Source organism: Gordonia sp. NPDC058843, assembly GCF_042743165.1.
In the GTDB taxonomy this organism is placed as follows: domain Bacteria; phylum Actinomycetota; class Actinomycetes; order Mycobacteriales; family Mycobacteriaceae; genus Gordonia.
This window is the reverse complement of the sequence record NZ_JBHYNC010000072.1, coordinates 1-1,972: the sequence shown is the minus strand read 5'-3', so window position 1 is coordinate 1,972 and position 1,972 is coordinate 1. Positions and strand designations below refer to the sequence as shown.

Sequence of the window (1,972 nt, the reverse complement as noted above, 5' to 3'; positions counted from 1 at the left end):
GCCGGTGCGCCGGGTGGTGATGATCATGAGCAGGTCGGCGTCAACGGTGTCTGCCCACTCAAGGAGGCTGTGTATTTCGTCGACGATGCGGTGGCGAAGCTGTGGCACGGTGACCTCGTCGAATCCGTCGAAGATCAACAGCGTCGGCCATGCCGTGATCCATCGGCTCAATGACGCCGGCTCTACTGTGAGTTCGGTGCTGGTGGTGACGAGATCGGCGAGCCACCGCTTGATGTTAGGGCCACCTGCGGGGCCCATCTCTTTGGCCATGGTGGCGAGGTCTATGCGAAGGGGCCATCGTGGATTCTTAGGTGTGGCCACGTTGATGCGTTCGAGTGTTTCTTCCGTACGGTTGACGAGTTCGATGACTCCTGCTTGGTTGGCCTCGTGACGGACGAATCGTGCTCGGTATAGCTGGGTAAGATATTGCGCTACTGTGCTTTTCCCGTTTCCGGGCGCTCCAGTGATGACGAGATGGCGTGGGTGTGGGGACTCCCATACCGTGGAGCGGGTGATTTGATCGGCACGGAGGATGATTCGGTTGAGTACGGATGGGAGGCGCCGGCCGTCGTGGCGGGCCGGAAGATCGACGATGACGTCGTCGATGCGGTGGCGTTCCTCGGGGGTGTCTCCTGCTTCATCGAATCGTAGCCATTGCTCTTGGCGGATGGTGCTCTGAGCGTGGTCGACGAGTAGCGGTGCAAGATGTTGAGGTTCAATCAATCCGGGGAGTGCTGCCAGACGCGTGAGAAGGTCTCCGACTGTTAGCAGGGCGGGGAACGCATCGCGGATCGCGTTGTTGGCTGAGATGAGGGCGTTGAGGGTGTCGCGGTGCCATACGAAGATGTTGCGGAGGCCCTGCGTTTTGAGCGATGCGGTGGGTTTGCCGTCATCACCGATGCCAGTCTCGTCGAGCCTGTTCTTTGCGTACCGCACGATCTGATCGACTCCGCCGGTCGTGTCGACGGCCGATAACCGCGCGTTCGTGACGAACAGCAGGTTGTTGGGTAGGTTGCTTCGAGTGCCGGCGTGCCAGGCGTTCAGTTCATCGCGGATCTGCCCTCTGAGCCATCCGAGGTCCTGGTCCGGCGGGCCGACGCGCTCGCGTTGTTTAGCCTGGACCACGGTATACCCAGTCCACCGCTGATCCGGCCCTACAGAGCCGTCAGCGATCTCTGGCCACTCGATGACCCCGGTGTAGGTGGCTTCCCGCCCGCCATCCTTCCCAGAGCCATAAACGGCTACCTCAGGACCAATCAGCGAGGTGGCCAGAGCTACCGCCAACTGCTCAAATGCTCGTGGCGACAGCTCTTCGAGCGCCCAGTCACTAGCCATGGAAGAAAACTACCCGGCCTGCATAGCAGTCGCGATGAGTAGGTTCGTTGCCGTCTTCGGTGGGTTCGGCGGATCAAGACCGGTGAGGGCCGGGCTCTCAGAGGCAGAAGAGGAAGGGGGAGGGAGGGGCAGGCTTCGGGGGGCTCCCCTCCCTCCCCTGTGCGAGCGTTCTTCTCGTTGGGTGTGGCAACTCAGAACAACGCGACGGTAACGATAGCAAACCTATGATTCGCTGTCGTCACGGGGCGGCGCCGGCCTTTTTGGTTGCATGTGCGAGTATCGGTCGCGGCGGACGTAGATTCCCGTAGGGAATTGGTTGTGTGGCAATGGGTTTTAATTCTGTTGTGCGGTAATATGTTTCATATGGAGTTTGAGAGCGCCCGTAGGGCGGTCGGTAGGTGTGGGTGCCGGGTCGGCCGCAGGCCGACACGGCGGGGTCCAGGCCCGTTGCGCGGCGGGAGTCGTGATAGACTGGGCGACATGAAACACGGTGCACCACAACCACCTTCCATCCAATCGGCCGTAGGCCGATGGGGAGCGGGACAGCGAAACGCACGCCGCCACGGCGCCGCTTGCGGCGCCCCTTCGGGCGCGCTTGCGCGCCCGTACCCCCGACGGGGCGCTTGCGCCCCGGAGC

1 protein-coding gene is annotated in these 1,972 nt (G+C 62.2%); it reads right to left on the bottom strand.

Annotated elements, in window-relative coordinates; genetic code table 11:
- Positions 1-1,335 (bottom strand): hypothetical protein (locus ACFW3F_RS24900; protein WP_388062301.1); only part of this gene is annotated, 1,335 nt, incomplete at its 3' end.
- Positions 1,336-1,972 lie beyond the last annotated feature (637 nt).